15 protein-coding genes are annotated in these 15,038 nt (G+C 69.8%); 5 read left to right on the forward strand and 10 right to left on the reverse strand.

The genetic code is table 11. The features are described from left to right. The first annotated feature begins 4 nt into the window (after positions 1–4). Positions 5–778 carry a dienelactone hydrolase family protein gene (locus BM127_RS09225; RefSeq protein ID WP_091197670.1) on the forward strand — a complete coding sequence of 258 codons (774 nt, stop codon included), beginning with the start codon at positions 5–7 and terminating at the stop codon, positions 776–778. On the opposite strand, the gene BM127_RS09230 is transcribed toward BM127_RS09225, so the two are convergent. The 5 genes from BM127_RS09230 to BM127_RS09250 form a co-directional block, all read right to left on the reverse strand. Further along, positions 756–1,220 (reverse strand): hypothetical protein, encoded by a 465-nt coding sequence (locus BM127_RS09230; RefSeq protein WP_091197673.1) that lies wholly within the window; start codon positions 1,218–1,220, stop codon positions 756–758. The genes BM127_RS09225 and BM127_RS09230 overlap by 23 nt on opposite strands. Continuing rightward, complete coding sequence (locus tag BM127_RS09235; RefSeq protein WP_091197675.1) at positions 1,220–2,437, reverse strand: fatty acid desaturase family protein; 1,218 nt, start codon at positions 2,435–2,437, stop codon at positions 1,220–1,222. Before BM127_RS09235 ends, BM127_RS09230 begins: the two co-directional genes overlap by 1 nt. Positions 2,438–2,492: 55 nt before the next feature. Further along, positions 2,493–3,581 (reverse strand): ferredoxin reductase, encoded by a 1,089-nt coding sequence (locus BM127_RS09240; protein WP_091197677.1) that lies wholly within the window; start codon positions 3,579–3,581, stop codon positions 2,493–2,495. A gap of 67 nt (positions 3,582–3,648) precedes the next feature. Beyond that, positions 3,649–4,407, reverse strand: a complete 759-nt coding sequence (locus BM127_RS09245; protein WP_091197994.1) for an alpha/beta hydrolase — start codon at positions 4,405–4,407, stop codon at positions 3,649–3,651. Positions 4,408–4,455: 48 nt separating this feature from the next. Further along, positions 4,456–5,478 (reverse strand): GNAT family N-acetyltransferase, encoded by a 1,023-nt coding sequence (locus BM127_RS09250; protein WP_175507363.1) that lies wholly within the window; start codon positions 5,476–5,478, stop codon positions 4,456–4,458. A 213-nt stretch (positions 5,479–5,691) separates the two neighbouring features. Here BM127_RS09250 and BM127_RS22530 point away from each other — a divergent pair, with 213 nt between their 5' ends. The 4 genes from BM127_RS22530 (at position 5,692) to BM127_RS09270 (ending at position 9,238) form a co-directional block, all read left to right on the forward strand. Then, positions 5,692–7,308 (forward strand): phosphatidylinositol-specific phospholipase C/glycerophosphodiester phosphodiesterase family protein, encoded by a 1,617-nt coding sequence (locus BM127_RS22530; RefSeq protein WP_091197682.1) that lies wholly within the window; start codon positions 5,692–5,694, stop codon positions 7,306–7,308. A gap of 22 nt (positions 7,309–7,330) precedes the next feature. Then, positions 7,331–8,224 carry an endonuclease/exonuclease/phosphatase family protein gene (locus BM127_RS09260; RefSeq protein WP_101228957.1) on the forward strand — a complete coding sequence of 298 codons (894 nt, stop codon included), beginning with the start codon at positions 7,331–7,333 and terminating at the stop codon, positions 8,222–8,224. A gap of 129 nt (positions 8,225–8,353) precedes the next feature. Continuing rightward, positions 8,354–8,689: a hypothetical protein gene (locus BM127_RS09265; RefSeq protein ID WP_139227700.1), complete on the forward strand. Its 336-nt coding sequence runs from the start codon at positions 8,354–8,356 to the stop codon at positions 8,687–8,689. A gap of 237 nt (positions 8,690–8,926) precedes the next feature. Further along, on the forward strand, positions 8,927–9,238 hold the full coding sequence (locus tag BM127_RS09270; protein WP_157829617.1) for an STAS domain-containing protein: 312 nt from the start codon (positions 8,927–8,929) through the stop codon (positions 9,236–9,238). A gap of 523 nt (positions 9,239–9,761) precedes the next feature. On the opposite strand, the gene BM127_RS09280 is transcribed toward BM127_RS09270, so the two are convergent. From BM127_RS09280 to BM127_RS09300, 5 genes are read right to left on the reverse strand one after another with little or no spacing between them, the layout of a single operon-like run. Further along, the gene (locus BM127_RS09280; protein WP_091197694.1) at positions 9,762–10,964 is read right to left on the reverse strand and encodes a CaiB/BaiF CoA transferase family protein; all 1,203 of its coding nucleotides are present in this window, start codon (positions 10,962–10,964) and stop codon (positions 9,762–9,764) included. Continuing rightward, positions 10,957–12,114, reverse strand: coding sequence for a DUF3500 domain-containing protein (locus BM127_RS09285; protein ID WP_091197697.1), 1,158 nt, complete (start codon positions 12,112–12,114; stop codon positions 10,957–10,959). Before BM127_RS09285 ends, BM127_RS09280 begins: the two co-directional genes overlap by 8 nt. Continuing rightward, positions 12,111–12,473, reverse strand: coding sequence for a cupin domain-containing protein (locus BM127_RS09290; protein WP_198554420.1), 363 nt, complete (start codon positions 12,471–12,473; stop codon positions 12,111–12,113). The genes BM127_RS09285 and BM127_RS09290 overlap by 4 nt, the downstream gene beginning before the upstream one ends. Continuing rightward, complete coding sequence (gene mhpA, locus BM127_RS09295) at positions 12,470–14,080, reverse strand: bifunctional 3-(3-hydroxy-phenyl)propionate/3-hydroxycinnamic acid hydroxylase MhpA (RefSeq protein WP_091197699.1); 1,611 nt, start codon at positions 14,078–14,080, stop codon at positions 12,470–12,472. The genes BM127_RS09290 and mhpA overlap by 4 nt, the downstream gene beginning before the upstream one ends. A 5-nt stretch (positions 14,081–14,085) precedes the next feature. Continuing rightward, entirely contained in the window at positions 14,086–14,958 is an 873-nt protein-coding gene (locus BM127_RS09300) for a fumarylacetoacetate hydrolase family protein (RefSeq protein ID WP_091197701.1), read from the reverse strand. Positions 14,959–15,038: the final 80 nt, after the last annotated feature.

Raw genomic sequence — 15,038 nt, forward strand, 5'->3', positions numbered from 1 at the left:
CCTCATGACACGTGGACAGCTGATCGAGATCACCACCCCGGACGGCATCGCCGAGGCCTACCTCACCTCGCCGACCACCCAGGACGGACCGGTCCCCGGAGTGCTCTTCTTCATGGACGCCATCGGGGTGCGTCCCCGCATCGAGGAGATGGCCGACCGGATCGCCGGCTGGGGCTACGTCGTCCTGGCGCCCAACGTCTTCCACCGGCACGGCTCGGTCGCCGACATCGCTCCCACGACGGACCTCCGGCTACCCGGCGAGCGCGAGAAGTTCTTCCCCACTGTCATGCCCCTCGTCGCGAGCCACACGAGCGAGGAGGCGGCGCGCGACCTGCCCGCCTACGTCGCCGCCCTCGCCGACCAGCCGGGAGTGGACCCGCGCACCCTCGGGGTCACCGGCTACTGCATGGGCGCCCGCCTGGCCCTCCGAGCCGCGGGGCAGCTGCCCGACCTCGTCGCCGCGGTCGGCATGTTCCACGGCGGCGGCATCGTCACCGACGCGGTCGACAGCCCCCACCTCGTGGTCCCCCGCGTGCGCGCGGAGATCGTCGCCGGCCACGCCGACAACGACGGGTCGATGTCACCCGAGGCCGTGGCCGCCTTCGACGACGCCCTCCGCTCGTCCGGCGTCACCGCCACGACCGCGGTGTACGCCGGAGCGCCGCACGGCTACACCATGTCCGACACGTCGATGTACGACGAGGCGGCAGCCGAGCGCCACTTCACCGAGCTGCAGGACCTGTTCGCCCGGACGCTCAGGCCGAGCGGACCGACGTGAGCACACCGTTGGGCTGGAAGAACGGCCGACGGTCGAGGTCGTCCTTGGACGGTCGCACGAACTCGAAGCTCGCGGTGGTGACCAGCACCCACTCCCCCGGCACCGAGTCCTGACCCAGCACCGGCTCGACCACGTCGGCGTACGACGCCAGCAGCGCCTCGGCGCAGTCGACGTGGCTCGCGGGGAACCGGAACGCCAGCCGGTCCACGTCGCGCGGCGACCCGACGAAGGCCAGCGGTCGGCCGAGGCCGGCCCCGCACACCCCGCAGATCCGGCTCAGCGCGCACTGGGTCACGCGGCGCACATCGAGGTCGCGGACCGACAGGGCGGCTCCGGGCGCACGATCGCCGTACCCCACGTCGGTGCCGGCCGCGAACGGCACGGGCACGTGCAGCTCGGGGTCGACAGGAAGCTCGTCAAAGGTGCGGGGAGCAGCATCCATCAGCCGGCGCTCCGCTCACGGCTGCGCGACCAGCCGCCGAGCTCCGGGCGGCGCGAGGGCCGCTCGGCGTCCGACCGGCGCCGACGGTCCCGCACCGGCGAAGGCGGCTCCGGCTGGTCGCTGCTCGTCCAGCCGTTGGGGACCGACAGCTTGATGATCGTGCGCAGCGCCTGGCCGTACTGCTGGTGCAGCGGGCCGATCGTGTAGGGGATGTCGTACTTCTCGCACAGGGCCCGCACCTTGACCGCGATCTCGGGGTAGCGGTTGCTCGGCAGGTCGGGGAACAGGTGGTGCTCGATCTGGTAGCCGAGGCTGCCGCTGAGGATGTGCAGCGTGCGGCCGCCCTCGAAGTTGGCGGAGCCCAGCATCTGGCGGAGGTACCACTCGGCGCGGGTCTCGTCCTCGAGCTCCTCCTCGGTGAAGTGGAGGGCACCGTCGGGGAAGTGCCCGCAGAAGATGATGACGTACGACCAGAGGTTGCGCGCGACGTTGGCGCTCATGTTGGCCTTGAGCGTCGACCTCCACGCTGGCCCCGACAGCGCGGGGTAGACGACGTAGTCCTTTAGCACCTGGTTGCGGCCCTTGCGGAGGATCTGGCGCAGCTGCCGCTTCATCTCCTGGGGGTCCTTCTCGCCCTTGCGGATCCGCTCGATGTCGAGGTCGTGCAGGGCGACGCCCCACTGGAAGAGGCTGGCGAGGAGCGCGTTGTAGACGGGCTGCCCGAGGTTCATCGGGTGCCACTTCTGCTCGCGCGCCATCCGCAGGATGCCGTAGCCGATGTCGTTGTCGTGGCCGAGCACGTTGGTGAACTGGTGGTGGATGTAGTTGTGCGAGTGCTTCCACTGCTCGGCCGGCTGCGCGGTGTCCCACTCCCAGTTGCTGGAGTGGATCTCCGGGTCGTTCATCCAGTCCCACTGGCCGTGCATCACGTTGTGGCCGATCTCCATGTTCTCCAGGATCTTGGCGATCCCAAGCATGGCGGCACCGGCGACCAGCGCTGGCCTTCCGGCACGCTTCGAGTACGCGCTGGCCAGCATCGCGACGCGACCGCCGGCGGCCAGACCGCGCTGGACCCGGATGATCCGGTTGATGTAGGCGGCGTCGCCGGCGTCGCGCGACTCCTCGACCTCCTGGCGGATCGCGTCGAGCTCGCGGCCGAGCTGCTCGACCTCCTCCGCGCTGAGGTGGGTGTATTCCTTGACGTCCGAGATGGCCATGTGACCAGGCTCCTTTTCGGTGGTTGAGGTGCGAGCTCAGCGAGCCTCGCAACCTCTAGATGTCGAGCGTGCAGTCGCCTGCGGCGGCGGTGACGCAGGTCTGGATCTGCTCGTGCGGTTGTCCGAGCTCGTCGCCGTTGCGGAGGTCACGGACCGATCCCGAGACCAGCGTGACCGTGCAGGTGTGGCAGATGCCCATGCGGCAGCCGTACGGCATCCCGACGCCCGCCTGCTCGCCGGCCTCGAGGAGCGTGGTGGCGCCGTCGACCTCGACGGTCCTGCCGGAGTTGCGGAAGGTCAGCGTGCCGCCCTCTCCCCCACCACCGCCGAGCTCCAGCGAGAACCGCTCGACGTGGAGCTGCTCCTCGAGCCCGGCCTCCGCGTAGTGCGCGGTGATCGCGTCGAGCATCGGTGAGGGACCGCACGCCCAGGTCTCGCGCTGGCGCCAGTCGGGGCACACCGCGTCGAGGTCGGCGAGGTCGAGCATGCCGTCGGTGTCGGTGTGCAGCTGGTGGAGGGAGAACCCCTCGTGCGCCTCCTCGAGACGGACCAGCTCGTCGCGGAAGATCATCCGCTCCGGGGTCGTCGAGGAGTAGTGCAGGACCACGTCGGGTCCTCCCGGGCCCAGCGTGCCGCGCCTGTCGAGCGTGCGGAGCATCGACATCACCGGGGTGATGCCGCTGCCGCCGACCAGGAAGAGCATCCGCGCCGGAGGCGGATCGGGCAGCGTGAAGTCACCCTCGGGCGCGGCCAGCCGGACGATGGTGCCGGGCTCGAGCCCGTTGACGAGGTGCGAGGACAGCAGGCCCTCGGGCATCGCCCGGACCGTGATGGCGATGGTGCGGCCCTGCTTCGTCGGCGAGCTGACCGAGTAGGAGCGCCACTGGTACTTCCCGTCGACAGCGATGCCGATCCCGATGTACTGGCCCGGGCGGTGGTCCCATCGCCAGCCCCATCCCGGCCGGATGACCAGCGTCGCGGCGTCCTCGGTCTCGGGCACGACCTTCTCGACCCGGCCGCGCAGCTCGCGCGAGGTCCACAGCGGGTTGACGAGCCTGAGGTAGTCATCGGGGTGGAGCGGGGTGGTGAGCTTGGAGCCCGCTCGCCGGACCCGGTCCCACGGGATGGTGGTGGTCACTGCCATGGGATCCAGTGAACACTTGTTTACTCAAGTCGTCAACGGGGTGTGGCGCAGGCCTCCCGCACGGGGGCTACCCCAGCATCCAGTCGAGGACGTCCTGGACCTGGGCGTCCCACAGTCCCCACTCGTGCACCCCGGGCCGGAAGTCGGTCGTGACGTCGAGTCCCCGCGCCCGCGCCACCTCGGCGAAGCGCTCGTTCGGCGGCAGCAGCCGGTCCTCCCCCGTCCCGCACCCGATGTAGAGCCGCGGCGCGGTGGCGGGGTCCACCGCCTCGAGCAGCCCGAACAGGTCGTCCTGGGGGCCGAAGGTGCCGTCGAAGACCCGCTCCACGATCTCCGACCGCTCGAGCCGGGCGCCGAGCTGCAGGATGTCGGTGACCCCGGACAGGGAGGCCACGCCGGCGAAGCGCTCCGGGAAGGTGACCGCGTGCTTGAGCGCCCCGTAGCCCCCCATCGACAGTCCGGCCACGAAGGTGTCGGCGGGGTCGTGCGACACGTTGAGGAAGCGGCGAACGACCTGCGGGAGCTCCTCGGACACGAAGTCCCAATAGGCGTGGCCGTGCGCCTCGTTGGCGTAGAAGGAGCGGTCCACGGCCGGCATCACGACCGCGAACCCGCGGGCGGCGGCGTACCTCTCGATCGAGGTGTAGCGCAGCCACGCGGTGTGGTCGTCGGAGAGCCCGTGCAGCAGGTAGAGCACCCGCGCCGGACCGTCCGGGACAGCACCGCTGACCCCGATCTGCTCCGTGGTGGGCTGCGGCAGGACCACGGTCATCGAGGTGCCCCGCTGGAGGGTCTCGGAGAACAAGTCGCAGGTGAGGAGAGCCATCGGGCCACTGTAGGGACACCGGCGTACGACGACGCCGTGCCCGGTCACTCAGCCGAGGCGCAGGTGGGCGAGCGCCTCGCCGTCGTCGTACTCACCGGTCGGCACGAAGCCGAGGGCGAGGTAGAACGCCTCCGGTCCTCCCCTGGCCTGCACCCAGCTCGTCTCCGCCTCGGTGTGGCCGAGGTCGCGCATGGCGTGCGACCACAGGTCCATGGCTCGGCGCCCGATGCCGCGTCCCTGGTGGCGCCGGTCCACGAGGAAGCGCCAGAGGTAGGGCCGAGGCTCGACCTCGGACCACATGATGAAGCCGACAGGCTGGCCGTCGGCCTCGATGCCGCGGAACTGTGGCACGAGCGGCACGCCGTAGCGCGTGCCGGGGAACAGGGCATCGACGAACGAGTCCTCGACGGTCGCCACGAACCGCTGCTGCGAGCGGTGCACGTCCATCCAGGTCCAGGGGCGGAAGGTGTCGTCGGTGATCTTGACCAGCCGGACGTCGACCGGAGGCGTCCGGACCCGGTCACGCCACGACCGCCACTCGTCGCCACTCATGCCGTACTGGAGGCTGTCGTCCCATGCGCCGCGCACCCGGACGGACCGGAGCGTGTGGGACTCGAAGGTCATGCCCAGCCGCTCGAGCAGCCGTGCGGAGGAGAGGTTCTCGGGTGAGAGCTCGGCGGCGATCCGATGCACCCCGATCCGCTCGACGAGGTCGTCCACCACCGCGCTGGCCGCCTCGAGACCGATGCCCTGCCCCTGCGCCGACCGGGCGAGCGTGAAGCCGATCTCGGCCACCCCTCCGTGCTCGTGGAGCCCGACGTACAGGTCGCCGACGGGCAGTCCGTCGCGCTCGATCATGACCTGGCACCCGCGCCCGGCCGCGAGGTCCGTGATCCCCTCGTGCGCGGCGACGAGCTCGCGCGCCCGCTGCTCTGGATAGGGCAGGTCCCAGTCCTGCAGCGCCGCCACGTCCGGGTCGTTGCGACAGGCCGTGAGCGCGCCCACGTCCTCCGCCCGCGGGAAGCGGAGGGTCAACCGCTCGGTGCTCATCGGATACGGGGACTCGCTCACGCACCCAGACTCCAACAACCCGCGAACGGCGGCAATGGCGACGTCGCGACTCAGCTGCGATCCGGATCCGAGCCGACTGCAGGGAGCGCCCATGCGGAAGGCCCCACGACAGGACAGGTTCTTGGTCCTGGAGCACGCAGAGTTCATCCAGCCTCGCCGCAAGGCGCGTGGCCCGGACACCCGCAGTTCGCATTCCGCGGGTCGGGTGGAGCCATGTCTCGGATCCCCCGCCTGGCCCTCGCGCCGCTCCTCGCCGTCCCCCTCATCGCCTTCGCGCCGACCCCCGCCACCGCCCTGCCTCCAGAGCGCGCCTACGACGCCCCAAGCCGGACGTCGGTCCAGCCGCTGCCGCAGGCCCACGCCCACAACGACTACGAGCACGCCCGGCCACTCCACGACGCCCTGTCCCACGGCTTCACCAGCGTCGAGGCCGACGTCTGGCTCGTCGACGGCGAGCTGCTCGTCGCGCACGACCTCGCCGACGTCGACCCGTCCCGCACGCTCGAGTCGCTCTACCTCGACCCACTGGTCGAGCGCGTGCGCCGCGACGGCGGCCAGGTGTACAGAGGCTACGACGACGTCTTCCAGCTGCTCATCGACGTCAAGAGCGCGGCCGGTCCGACGTACGCTGCCGTGCACGACGCGCTCGCCGAGCACCGCCGGATCATGACGAGGTTCAGCAAGGGCGCGGTGAAGCACGACGCCGTCACCGCGGTCATCAGCGGCAATCGCGACCTGCCCGCCATGCAGGCCCAGCGCACCCGGTACGCCGGCTACGACGGCCGCATCGGAGACCTCGCGTCGGGGCTGCCCGCCTCCGACCTCCCGCTGCTCAGCGACAACTGGACCAAGCTCTTCACCTGGCAGGGCGTCGGCCCGATGCCCGGGACGGAGCGGACCCAGCTCCATGACATCGTCGACCGGGCCCACGCAGCCGGCTACCGCATCCGGTTCTGGGCCACGCCGGACGTAGCCGGCCCGGCGCGCGACGCGGTGTGGGACGAGCTCCTGGACGCCGGCGTCGACCACGTCAACACCGACGACCTCGCCGGCCTCGAGGCCTTCCTCCGTGCCCGGAGCGGTGAGGCAACAGCGGGGGCCGTGCCTGTCAGCTCCACCCGACCGGGCATCGGCGCGCCGTACACGATGCTCCAGATGAACCTCTGCCTCTCTGGCCTCGCCGGCTGCTACGCGAAGACCGCCTACCCGGCCGTCGTCGACGAGGCGGTCACGACGATCCAGCAGCAGGACGCCGAAGCGGTCTCGCTCAACGAGGCGTGCAGCGGCGACGCCGCCGAGATCGCCCGCCGAGCCGGCTACCACCTGCGGTTCGCCCCGGTCGTCTACCGCGGCGCCGAGCTGCTGTGTGTCGAGCCCGAGGGACGCGGCGTGTTCGGCAACGCGGTGCTGACCAAGGAGCGCATCGTCGATTCAGGAGACCGGGCTTTCGTCGCCCAGGCCGGGGTCGAGGAACGAGGCTGGATCTGCGCCACCACCGTTCGGGGAGTGACCGCGTGCTCGGCCCACCTCAGCACACGCGGCACCACCGACGCGCAGGCCGCCAACGACGCACAGTGTGCGGAGCTGGCCACCGTGCTGGCGTCGTACGACGGCGCGGTGGTCTTCGGCGGAGACGTCAACCGACTCGAGCCATGCGCGCCCGACGCCTGGTGGACCCTGACTGACGCCGCGGCGGCCCAGGCTCCTGGCATCCAGCACGTCTACGGCAACCAGCGCCTCACTTCGCCCATCGGCACGGTCGTACCAGCCGCCTACACCGACCACGACTTCCTCCGCGCGGACTCCCGGCTGACACGCCTGAGGACATGAGCATCCGTTGGAGGACCGGACCGTGACGACGACGCGCACCACCACGCGTACGGCTGCGTGGGCGTTCTTGCTCACCTCGATCGTTGTCTCCGTGGCGATGGTTCCGAGCGCCGCATCGGGCGTGGTGTTGCCCGATCCCTCCAGAGGCGAAGCCAGCTCGACGGCAGCGGCCGCGTCACACCTCGGTCCACCGTTCAAGGTGGCCACCTACAACTCCTTGTTCGCCTCGCACACCGACGGGCGCAATCCCAGACGTGCTCAGTTTCCCCACTCCACGGTGCGCACCAGACGGACCGTGAAGCTGTTCCGCAGAAGTGGCATCGACATCGCTGGTCTTCAGGAGCTCGAGCGCTCCGCACGCCGAAAGTTCAGGAGCCTCGCCCCTGAGTACCGCATCTTCGATGCGAGCAACAAGGCAGTGGTCTGGCGCATGGATGACTTCACATTCATCGAGGGACACACGATCCGAACCCGCACCTATCACGGCCGGCTGGCACGGACCCCCGTCGTCACGTTGCGCCAACGCGCCACAGGGCAACACCTGGTCGTCATGTCGGTGCACAACCCAGCCGACGTCAGAGGCCCTGCCGAGGCGCTCCGCGACGAAGCCACCCAACAAGAGCTCGCCGAGGTGTTGCGCTACCGCCACACCGCCGACCCTGTCCCGGTCGTCGTCCTGGGTGACATGAACGCCCGGGCCACGTTCTTCTGCGCCTTCACCGAGTCGGGTGACATGCACGCAGCAGCCGGAGGTTCCCACGTCAACGGTGTGTGCGATGCACCGTCGTTCAACAAGGGCATCGACTGGATCATGGGCTCCTCCGACGTGGCCTTCTCCAGGTTCAAGGACGCCTACAGCACGCGGCTCGCGACCGACCACCCGTTGATCACCGCAGTAGCCCGCATCACCCCCTAGACCCCGCACCTCGTGCACAGGGGTGGTCGGCCGGCGAAGCTCGCTGTGGCGCGTCGACTCGGCACGTGCTGACCGATGCGTTCGTGGCCACCTCGGCATCTTGTTCACCTGAGTGTGGTCCACTCGCGCGTGCCAGTCACCCAGGTGTTCAGCCGTCACACTCGCATAGATGCGGACCTGGACGGTTTGACCTTCGTCCAGTCGCAGAGACGGTCCTCCAAGCGCGGCATCGAACGGGTCAGGCGCGTCGGGTGGGGCGATGTCCTGGGTGCGTCGCTCGCACTCACCCGCAAGGGCCGGCCCGTGGTCAGGGTCGCCGTGCGTGGGAACCCGGCGCCGGCGCATCACAGGGATGATCCGTTCTCCGTCAAGCTCCGACGCAAGGATCTGCAGAGTGCCGAGGGCTTCGTCGAGGACGTGAACGTCGAGGTCAACGTTCGACAACGGTGGCGCGACCACGCCTGACCGACCTCGCTGTCTCGTGTTGCCGGCCGCGCTCGAGGCGCGACACCCGATCTCCTGCTGCTCCCGCCACTGACGAAGTGCGCAGCGAGCTGTGTGTCGTGCGCGTGAACATATCGAGAAGACACGTGGATGAGGCGCCCTCGGCTCCTACAGTGGGTGTCGTACGCAACCACACCAGCCCCCTATCCGAAGCCGAGTCGTCGGATGCACCACATCACTTCCTCTGCCTCTTCAGGAGTGACCTCCATCGAGGTCGACGGCACTCTGGACGTCGTGGCCGCGTATGACCTGCAATGCTGCTTCGACGTGGCGCTACGGCAGGGCTCCCACTTCGTGGGGATCGACCTCACGAGAGTGACCTCGGCCGACGTCGACGGAGTGCAGGGTCTCAAGCGGTGCTGCGACGCGGCGGTCGCATCCGGAATCGTCCTGGCCCTGACCGGGTGCAGCCGCCCGTTCCGCGCCGACCTCGCCGACGTGGAGGTAGGGAGTCCGCGCGACCCGATTCAGTCTCAGGCGCGTCTGGCGCGGGTGGCCAGATCGGTCTGAGCGACCACCGGTGCGCCTCGGAGTGGTCTCGAGGCGGGGCCTCTGGCGGGCTTGTGACAGTCGGATCAAGTCTCAAATGCCTTCAGGCCCGGAGATCGGTGATCTCCGGGCCTGAAACTTTGTAGCGGGGGCAGGATTTGAACCTGCGACCTCTGGAAGAGATCGAGCGCTGCGGAACGGCTTGGATGATCGCGGATCTCCTCGGGTTCACGCGGGGAGACGTTGCACTTCACTTCGGAGTGTAGTGCCTTGGCATGGACGTGATCGGACCGTAAGTGGCTAGTTTGTGACAGCGAGCGGAATCCGGTGTGATCGACGCCTATGCCCGCGCTTCAGCTCCGGCGCTGCAGGAAGTCCTCGATCTCCCGGAGTCCCGCCCTCGCGTACGCCTGCACAGCCAACGGTCGCCCGAGCCCAATGCACCGCGCCGGCGAGATACAGGACACCGTGCAGCCGTGGCGGATGAGTGCACGCACGACCCAAGCAAGAGCCGGAGACCGCCGCAGCATCCCGTCGTCGGCGTTCATGACGACACGTCTCCCTCGAGCCATGACCGGACCGCTGCTCCGTGTGCATCCAGCACCGGCGGTGCCTGGTGGTCGACCTTTGTGATCTCCTCCCCTGCCGGATCGAAGAACCGCAGCGGGGGTCCCGACAACGTGACCGGTCCCAGTCGGGGATGGTCGACCGACACCTTGAGCCCCTGGCTCTCGACCTGGTCCCAGTCGTAGACCTCGTCGAGGGTGCGGACCCGACCGGCGGGGACACCCGCCTCGGACAGCCGCGACAGCAGGTCGGCACTAGCGATGTCGGCAAAGGCCACCTCGAGCGCAGCCACCAGCTCCGCCCCGTTTCGGACACGGTCGTCGTTCGTCGCGAAGAGCGGATCGGCAGCGTCGAGGCCGAAGGCATCGCACAGCCGCTTCCACAGCTGCGGGCTGCCCACGGCCAGCTGCACGGCACCGTCGGCACAACGGAACATGCCGTACGGCGCGATCGAGGGATGGTGGTTGCCCCCGGCCTGCGGCACCTCCCGCCCGACGGTCCAACGCGTCCCCTGGTAGGCGTGCACCGAGATGCCGGCTGCGAGCAGAGACGTACGCACCACCTGCCCGGTCCCGGTCCGCTCCCGCTCGAGGAGCGCCGCCAGAACGCCCGAGACTCCGTTCATCCCGGCCAGCAGGTCGCAGATGGGCACGCCCATCTTCTGCGGGTCGTCGGGCCCGGCGCCGGTCATGGACATGAGGCCGGACTCGCCCTGGGCGATCTGGTCGTATCCGGCCCGCGGCGCCTCGGGGCCGTCGTGGCCGAAGCCCGTGATCGACAGCAGGACGAGGCCCGGGTTGAGCTCGAACAGTTCGTTGGTCCCGAAACCCAGCCGGTCAAGGACGCCTGGGCGGAAGTTCTCGACGAGCACGTCAGCGCGCCGGACCAGGTCCGCAAGGACGGCGCCGTCTGCCGCTGTCTTCAGGTCGAGGACCACGGACTCCTTGTTGCGGTTGGCCGAGAGGAAGTACGTCGCCTCCGCGGGCAGTCCGTCTCCGGGGTAAACGAAGGGAGGGCCCCAGCCGCGGCTGTCGTCGCCGGACGGTGACTCCACCTTGATGACGCGGGCGCCCATGTCGGCCAGCATCATCGCGGCGTGGGGGCCGGCCAGGGCGCGGGACAGGTCGACGACGAGCACTCCAGCAAGTGGTCCTGCGCCGCCCGTACGGGCCTTAGCCATCGTGCGACGAGCTGGCGGGTCCTGCGTGCTGGGCGGCTCGGTGCTGGGCGAGGATGTCGACACCGAAGTCGTTGGTGGGGTCGCGCCACACGCAGTGCACGTGGTTGGCGTTGTCCTCGGTGTTGTCGAACTCGACGAGGGTCACGGGGCCTTCGAGCCGGAAGTAGTGCGGCTCGTCGATGCGGTGCGAGCCCGCCCAGACGAAGTGCAGGTCGTCCTGGCCGGCGTTTCGAATCCGGTCCATCTCCCGGCCCACCTGCTCGGGCTTGAGCCTCAGGACGAACGACTCGGTCAGCTCGTCGAAGGCCTCCTTCTGAGAAGTACCCATACGTGCGCGGGACAGGCCGCGCGGCTGGTTGCGCACCCACTTCAACGCTTCGCGGTCAGCATCGGTGATGGGGGCGTCGCGTCGGCCCACCCCATGGACGTCCGGCCACTCCTCGTCACCGAGGACGGGCACGCACCGGCTCGCGAAGTCCGGCGGGGGCGTGGCATGGATCGTCGCCGTGGCCCGCTGGTCGTCGTCCAGCTGGCCCAGCACCGCGAAGCCAAGGTCCTCCTCCGTACCGAGGATGCGGAACGGGCCGAGCCGCGCGGGCTCCGACCCGAGCAGCAGCGGCGTCGCAGCCATCACGTCCTGGCCCGCCACGGTGAAGTTGAGGGACAGGTGGTGGCCCACGAGACGCCAGCCCCAGTCGCTGTCCGGCTGCGGCTGGTTGAAGAAGGTGAGGAAATAGCCCTCGGGGTCACGGAAGTGCGACGCGGCGAGACCGAACACCGGGGCGTTGAGCTCGCGCAGGACGTGCTCGAGCGACATGACCTGGACCACCTGGGCGTAGCCCTCGACGGAGAGGCACTGCGCGATCAGTCGGTGCGCGAGGTAGCGCTGGGTGTCGTTCATGTCGCGCAGCGGCACGCCGCGGCGCCCGGACTCGGGCAGGAAGTTCCAGTGCGTGCGGTTGTCGTCGCCCAGGGGCACGACCGCACGGGTGCGCTGCTCACCGTCGAGGTGGTCGTAGAGCGCCATGGCAGCAAACGTCACCAGGGTGGCATTGAAGTCACCCGGGACGGATCGGTGCGCCGGCGGGTGCTGGCGCGCCGACTCGGACGCTCCCGCGGCAGGTGCGGGGTGGTCGTGCGTCGCGCTCACTCGGGCACCTCCATGGGTTCGTGCAGCGACCGGATGACGAGCATGCTGGCCGGCTCGGTCGTGCGATTCTCCACCGTGCGCTTCGTCCCCGGCGTGAAGTGCACCGAATCGAGGCGCTCCAGCGATGCCTCCTCCCCCTCGCTCGCCATCACGAGCGCGCCGGAGAGCACGACGTACACGGTCTCGGCCACCTGGGGCGACAGCGCTGCGGAGGCGCCGGGGAGGTAGTGGGACAGGACCACGGTGAACTCGGTCGTCGGGAACGAGTCCCCACCCTGTAGGCGCACGGGTCCGACTCCCTCGTGGCCGACGGGACTGAAGGGCTCGGCGTCGGCGAGCCGGGTGATGCGCATGGTCATGGCGTCAGAACGTCCTCTGGGTGTTGGTGGCGGATCGGAGTGAGCATGGAGCGGAGCGCGGCGAGCAGCCGCGGGGCGTCGGCCGGGGTGCCGGTGCCGAAGACGTAGAAGTCGGGGCGGGCGAGGAGGAGCGAGCACTCGTGCTCGGCGAACCACCGGGCGTACGCCCCGTCGACGTCACGCACCGGTCCGTCCGGACCGACGGCTCGTACGGTGCCGCCGATGCTGGTGAGCCACGCCAGGTCGTCCGCGGTCAGCCCGGCGCTGGGGTCGGCCTCCCAACCGATCAGCTGCCAGCCCGCGCCGACGAGGTCGTCGTACAACCCGGCCCGCCCGTCGACCTCCACCCGCCCCTGCAGCGAGAGCCTGCCCTCGGCGCCGCCACTGGGGATGGTGAGGGAGGGCTCGCCGAGCCGCGGGTGCGGAGGCTCGACGGTGAGCGCCGAGGGGTCCGTGAGCTCGGCTCGCATCTCAGCGTCGCGCAGGGCTGCGCGCTCGGGATCGGTCTCGCAGATCACCCGTCCGACGGTGACGGCTTCGTCGATGATCACGCGAACGTGCTCCTGACGCTCCGGACCGTAGGAATCCAGGAGCGGGCGATCGGCCAGGCCCCGCTGAACCAGAAGCAGCCGCCAGGTCAGGGCACGCGCATCGCGGAGCCCGGCGCAGAGCCCCTGTCCGAGGAAGGGCGGCATGAGGTGTGCCGCGTCGCCCGCCAGGAAGACGCGTCCACGGCTCCACTCCGAGGCCCAGCGGCCACGAAACGTGTAGACGGCGTGGCGCTCGAGCAGTGCGTTGTCGGGAGTGACGTCCCACGGCTCCATGAGCCGCCATGCGGTCTCCGCGCGGCCCAGCTCGTCCAGGCTCATGTCCTCACGACGCATGAACTCGAAGCGTCGGCGCCCGGGGCCGCTCTTGACCGCGGTCGCCGGCTGGGCGGGGTCGCAGTGCTGGGTGACGAAGGCGTCCCAGTCACGGTCGACCAGCGGCTGGTAGTCCACGACGAGCCAGTCCGCCTCGAAGCCGGAGTCGGTGCTCTCGATGCCGAGCAGCTGGCGTACGACGCTGTTGGCGCCGTCGGCGGCGACGACCCAGTCCGCGCGGACGGTCTCTCGGCGGGTCTCGTCGTCGGTGCCGGACATCTCGACGAGGACGTGGTCACCGGTGTCGTCGACGTCGGCGACCGTCCAGCCGCGCCGCAGGTCGACGCAGGGCAGGTCCTCGACCATGCGCTCGAGCGCCGCCTCGAGGTCCGGCTGGTAGAACCCGTTGGTGTTGGCCCAGCCCGACTCTGCCGCCCGGTTCCAGTTGATGGCCTTGAGCAGCTCCCCGTCGGCATTGCGCATCTGGTAGCCACCGCGCTCGCCCCTCGAGGGCTCGAACAGGTCGGCGTGCTCCGACATCACTCCGGCGGACTGGAGGATGCGGAGGGCTTCGTGGTCGATGGTGCAGGCACGCGGCAGGGGATACCTCGCCGGCCAGCGCTCGACGACGACGACGCGCCACCCCTCCCTGCCCAGCAGCAGGGCGGTGAGCAGGCCCACTGGGCCGGCGCCGACGACCACGCAGTCGACCGTGTCGACCTCGGGGTCCTGGTAAACGGCCACCGCGACTACCCGACCTTGGCGTGCTCAGCGGACGTACGCGCTGCGCTCGCATGAGCCACCACGTGGGAGCGGACCGATCCGATGCCTTCGATCTCGACCTCGACGCTGTCTCCGTCGTGCAGCAGCCAGGCCGGCGTCCTCGCATAGCCGACACCGCTGGGAGTGCCGGTGGCGACGAGGTCCCCCGGGCGGAGCGTGAACGAACGGCTGAGGAAGGCCAGCAGGTCCGGCACGCGGAAGATCATCTGGTCGGTGCGGCCGTCCTGGGTCAGCTCCCCGTTGACGCGTGCGGTGATCCGCAGGCCGCTGGACGGGTCGCCGGCCTCGTCGACGGTCACCAGGTCCGACATGGGGCCGCTGGCGTCGACGTTCTTGCCGATCGTCCACTGGGTGGTGAGCTTCTGGGCGCGACGGGCTGTGATGTCGTTGAAGCAGGCGTAGGCGAAGACTCCGTCGGCTGCCTCGTCGAGGGTGGCGACCGAGAGCGGCTTGCCCACGACGGCCATGAGCTCTGCTTCCCAGTCGAGGCCGGGCTCGTCGACGGGGACGACGACCTCGTGGTCGGAGACGGCCAGGGACGGTGTCCATCTGCCGAAGACGGTGGGGTGTTCGGGCAGTGCGACCGAGGCGAAGGAGCCCTCTGCGGCATGCTCGGCGTAGTTGAGCCCCACGCAGAGGATGCGGGCGTCCGGGCGTACCGGCGGCACCAGCTCTGCACCGCCGCGTGGCACGACCGTGCACGTGGCGACGTACGAGAGGTTGGTGAACCGGTAGGGGTCCTGCCAGAACTGAGCGACCTCAGCCAGCAGCCGCAGTCCCTCGTCGGTCACGGCGGCGACGACCACGCGTCCCTCGTGCCGGATGCCTGTCAGTCGCATGTCTCTCCGTCCATAAACTACCCGGATGGTTCGGGTAGTTAGATCTTGGGCACGTTGCCCATGTCTGTCAAGGGAAGCCG

The organism is Nocardioides alpinus, from assembly GCF_900112035.1.
GTDB classification, from domain to species: Bacteria; Actinomycetota; Actinomycetes; order Propionibacteriales; family Nocardioidaceae; genus Nocardioides; species Nocardioides alpinus.

Bases quoted from the DNA above. Each gene is read 5' to 3' on its own strand.
- BM127_RS09225 (WP_091197670.1), top strand. From the start codon at position 5: ATGACACGTGGACAGCTGATCGAGATCACCACCCCGGACGGCATCGCC.
- BM127_RS09230 (WP_091197673.1), bottom strand. From the start codon at position 1,220: ATGGATGCTGCTCCCCGCACCTTTGACGAGCTTCCTGTCGACCCCGAG.
- BM127_RS09235 (WP_091197675.1), bottom strand. From the start codon at position 2,437: ATGGCCATCTCGGACGTCAAGGAATACACCCACCTCAGCGCGGAGGAG.
- BM127_RS09240 (WP_091197677.1), bottom strand. From the start codon at position 3,581: ATGGCAGTGACCACCACCATCCCGTGGGACCGGGTCCGGCGAGCGGGC.
- BM127_RS09245 (WP_091197994.1), bottom strand. From the start codon at position 4,407: ATGGCTCTCCTCACCTGCGACTTGTTCTCCGAGACCCTCCAGCGGGGC.
- BM127_RS22530 (WP_091197682.1), top strand. From the start codon at position 5,692: ATGTCTCGGATCCCCCGCCTGGCCCTCGCGCCGCTCCTCGCCGTCCCC.
- BM127_RS09280 (WP_091197694.1), bottom strand. From the start codon at position 10,964: ATGGCTAAGGCCCGTACGGGCGGCGCAGGACCACTTGCTGGAGTGCTC.
- BM127_RS09290 (WP_198554420.1), bottom strand. From the start codon at position 12,473: ATGACCATGCGCATCACCCGGCTCGCCGACGCCGAGCCCTTCAGTCCC.
- BM127_RS09300 (WP_091197701.1), bottom strand. From the start codon at position 14,958: ATGCGACTGACAGGCATCCGGCACGAGGGACGCGTGGTCGTCGCCGCC.